Here is a 3,710-nt window from a genome sequence, read left to right as displayed (position 1 = left end):
CGCTCGACCGGGCGGCGTCGCGCCGGTCCCGCGTGCTCACGGCCGAGCGCGAGCGGGGCGAGCCGGGCGCCTGATCCGCGCGCCGCGGATCCGCTCCCACCCCGCGCCCCGCCCGATCAGCTGAGCTGCGTGCGCTCCAGCCAGGACAGGTACTCCGGCGTCACGTTGCCGGTGATGTACTCGCCCGTGAAGCAGCTCATCTCGAGGTCCTCCACGCCGGTGGACCCCTCGACGATGGCGTCCCGCATGTCGGCCACCTCCTGGTAGATGAGGTGGTCCGCGCCGAGCTCGCGGGCGATCTCGGGGATCTTCCGTCCGTGCGCGATGAGCTCCTGGCGCGACGGCATGTTGATCCCGTACACGTGCGGGTAGCGGACGGGCGGCGCGGCGGAGGTGAACGTCACCTTGTTCGCGCCGGCCTGCCGCGCCATGGTGACGATCTCGCGGCTGGTCGTGCCGCGCACGATGGAGTCGTCGACGATGAGGATGTTCTTGCCCCTGAACTCCGAGCTCATGGCGTTGAGCTTCTGCCGCACCGACTTCTTGCGCTGCGCCTGCCCCGGCATGATGAACGTCCGGCCGACGTAGCGGTTCTTGTAGAAGCCCTCGCGGTACTCGATGCCGAGCGTCTGCGCGACCTGCATGGCCGACGGCCGGGACGAGTCCGGGATGGGCATGACCACGTCGATGTCGCCCGCCGGGCTGTGCTCCGCGATGGTGGCGGCGAGCCGGTTGCCCATGCGCAGGCGCGCGTCGTAGACGCTGATTCCGGACATGACCGAGTCGGGCCGGGCGAGGTACACGAACTCGAACGCGCAGGGGATGAGGCGCGGCGTCGGGTGGCACTGGCGGGAGTGCATCTCGCCGTCCATGGTGATGAAGACGGCCTCGCCGGGGCGGACGTCGCGCACGATCTCGTAGCCGAGCGACTCCATCACGAGCGACTCGCTCGCCACGACCCACTCCATGCGTCCGCCCGCGAGCTCGCGCCGGCCGAGGGTGAGCGGGCGGATCCCGAACGGGTCGCGGAACGCGAGCATCCCGTGCCCGGCGATCATCGCGATGGACGCGTACGAGCCCTGCACGCGCTCGTGCACGCGCTCGACGGCCGTGAACACCTGCTCGGGGTCGAGCGCCAGGCCGGACACCTGCGACTGCAGCTCGTGCGCGAGGACGTTGACGAGCAGCTCGGTGTCGGAGCTCGTGTTCGTGTGGCGGCGATCCACGTGGAAGAGCTCCTGCGCGAGCTCCCGCGTGTTCGTGAGGTTGCCGTTGTGCACCAGGACGATGCCGTAGGGCGCGTTCACGTAGAACGGCTGCGCCTCGTCCTCGTCTGCCGCGCTGCCGCGGGTCGCGTAGCGCACGTGGCCGAGGCCCATGGTGCCGAGCAGCGAGCGCATGTCGCGGGTGCGGAAGGCCTCGCGGACCTGGCCGCTGAGCTTCTTCACGTGGAAGGTGTTGCCCTCCGCGGTGGCGATGCCGGTGGAGTCCTGACCGCGGTGCTGCAGGAGCAGGAGGCTGTCGTAGACGAGTTGGTTGACGGGTTCGGACGATACGACGCCGACGATGCCGCACATGCTTCGGCTGACTCCTGAAGAGTAGAAGAGGTGGGGGAGCGGCCAGTCTCCCACACGGGAGCGACGCGCCCGGCCGCTACCCTGTACCCGTGACCACCAAGAGCTCGTATGCAGAGGCCGGCGTCGACACGGAGGCCGGCGATCTCGCGGTCCAGATGATGAAGGAGGCCGTCTCCCGCACGCACGGCCCCGAGGTCATCGGCGGCTTCGGCGGGTTCGCCGGGCTGTTCGACGCGAGCGCCCTCACCCGCTTCCGCCACCCGCTCCTCGCCACGTCCACCGACGGCGTGGGCACCAAGGTCGCCATCGCGCAGGCGATCGACAAGCACGACACCATCGGCCAGGACCTCGTGGGCATGGTCGTCGACGACATCGTCGTGGTCGGCGCGCGCCCCCTCTTCATGACCGACTACATCGCCTGCGGCAAGGTGGTGCCCGCGCGCATCGCCGACATCGTCGCCGGCATCGCGCGCGCCTGCTCCGACACCGGCACGGCCCTCGTCGGCGGCGAGACGGCGGAGCACCCCGGCCTCCTCGGGCCGGACGACTACGACGTGGCCGGTGCCGCTGTCGGCGCGGTCGAGGCGGACTCGGTGCTCGGATCCGAGCGCGTGCGTGACGGCGACGTCGTGCTGGCGCTGGCCTCGAGCGGCCTGCACAGCAACGGCTTCTCGCTCGTCCGCCACATCCTCAGCGGCGCCGGCATCGGCTTCGGCGACACCTCGGCGGAGCTCGGCGGCGTGGTCGGCGAGGTGCTCCTCGAGCCCACCCGCCTCTACACGACCCCGCTGCTCGACGTTCTCGCGCAGCCGGAGCTCGGCCCGGGCGTGCACTCCATCAGCCACGTCACGGGCGGCGGCATCGCGGCGAACCTCGCGCGCGTGCTGCCCCGCGGATCCTTCAGCGAGCTCGAGCGCTCCACGTGGTCGCCGCCCGCGGTCTTCCGCGCGCTGTCCGGCATCGCCGGCTCGACGCTCGAGAGCGCCGAGGGCACCTGGAACCTCGGCGTCGGCATGATCGCCGTGGTCGACGCCGTCGCCGCGGACGGCATCGCCCGCGCGCTCACCGCCGCGGGCATCCCGACGTGGGAGGCCGGCCGCGTGACGATCGGCGACGCCCCCGTGGGAGCCGGCTTCGAGCAGGGCGCCAAGGGCGTCGACGGCGGGGCCGTGCGCCTCACCGGCCGCTACCGCGACTGAGCCGTCTGCTCGCCCGTCGGTCCGCCCGTCCGGACCGGCGGCGCACGACGGCGGCGCAGGCGCACAAGGAGGGACCCGCCTCGCGAGGAGACGGGTCGGGTCATCGTGCGGCGTGAGCCGACGGCGGGATCAGGCGCGCTTCTGCTCGTCGCCCGGGACGTAGGCGTCCGGCTCGTCGGCGTACTCGTCCCACTTCGCGGCCTCGGCCGCGTACTGCTCGTCGACCGCCCCATGGGTGGTCAGCTCGCGCTCCAGCTGCGTGTAGTCCACATTGGGACTGAACGACTTCAGCTCTCGCGCGATCTTGGTGTGCTTAGCTTTTTGACGGCCGCGCCCCATGCGAGACCCCCTCACGACTCAGGCCCCGACGGGCGGTGACAACGCTGGATGCAGCGGACAGGGATTGGAGAAAACCTAGGGGCTACCCTAACATGTGGCCCTCGTCGTCCCGGGCGTGTTCTCCCCGTCCGGGGAGCGTGCACGAGCATCGTACGACCTCCCCCGGTGATCCCCCTGCCGGTCGGGAGCGGACGCTAGCCTGGTCGTCCCATGACCTCCGAGCCGGCAGAGACCCAGGTCGTGGTCATCGGTGCCGGACAGGCCGGCCTCTCCGTCGCGTACCACCTGCAGCGCCTCGGCCTCCGGATGGGCACCGACGCCGTCGTCCTCGACCGCGGCCCCTCGACGGGCGGCGCGTGGCAGCACCGGTGGGCGGCGCTGCGGCTCGGATCCGCGCACCGCGTCGCGGACCTCCCCGGCATGGCAGAGCTCGGCATCTCGTTCGCGACGGCCGACCGCCGCCTCCCTGCCCGCGAGGTCGTGCGCGACCACTACGCCCGCTACGAGGAGCACTTCGACCTGCGGGTGGCCCGCCCCGTCGAGGTGCGCGCGGTGCTCGACGCGGACGTGCCGCCGCCCGCCGCGTCGCGCCGCC

General features: G+C 71.9%; 4 protein-coding genes. 2 read left to right on the top strand and 2 right to left on the bottom strand.

Annotated elements, in window-relative coordinates:
- Positions 1-116 precede the first annotated feature (116 nt).
- A complete protein-coding gene (gene purF, locus DZG00_RS13395; RefSeq protein ID WP_119382793.1) occupies positions 117-1,577 on the bottom strand; it encodes an amidophosphoribosyltransferase in 1,461 nt (486 codons plus the stop codon).
- Positions 1,578-1,666: 89 nt separating this feature from the next.
- Between purF and purM the strand changes: the two genes are divergently transcribed.
- The gene (gene purM / locus DZG00_RS13390; RefSeq protein WP_119382794.1) at positions 1,667-2,776 is read left to right on the top strand and encodes a phosphoribosylformylglycinamidine cyclo-ligase; all 1,110 of its coding nucleotides are present in this window, start codon (positions 1,667-1,669) and stop codon (positions 2,774-2,776) included.
- Positions 2,777-2,905: 129 nt separating this feature from the next.
- Here the strand turns inward: purM and DZG00_RS13385 are convergent, their stop codons facing one another.
- Entirely contained in the window at positions 2,906-3,115 is a 210-nt protein-coding gene (locus tag DZG00_RS13385) for a DUF3073 domain-containing protein (protein WP_012037444.1), read from the bottom strand.
- A gap of 210 nt (positions 3,116-3,325) precedes the next feature.
- Between DZG00_RS13385 and DZG00_RS13380 the strand changes: the two genes are divergently transcribed.
- Positions 3,326-3,710, top strand: a 385-nt coding sequence (locus DZG00_RS13380; protein ID WP_119455719.1) for an FAD-dependent oxidoreductase, incomplete at its 3' end; no start/stop codon positions are given.

It is taken from the genome of Clavibacter lycopersici (assembly GCF_003576405.1).
Taxonomy (GTDB): Bacteria; Actinomycetota; Actinomycetes; order Actinomycetales; family Microbacteriaceae; genus Clavibacter; species Clavibacter lycopersici.
Note: the sequence above shows the minus strand (reverse complement) of the source record. Positions and strands in the feature narration are given on the sequence as shown.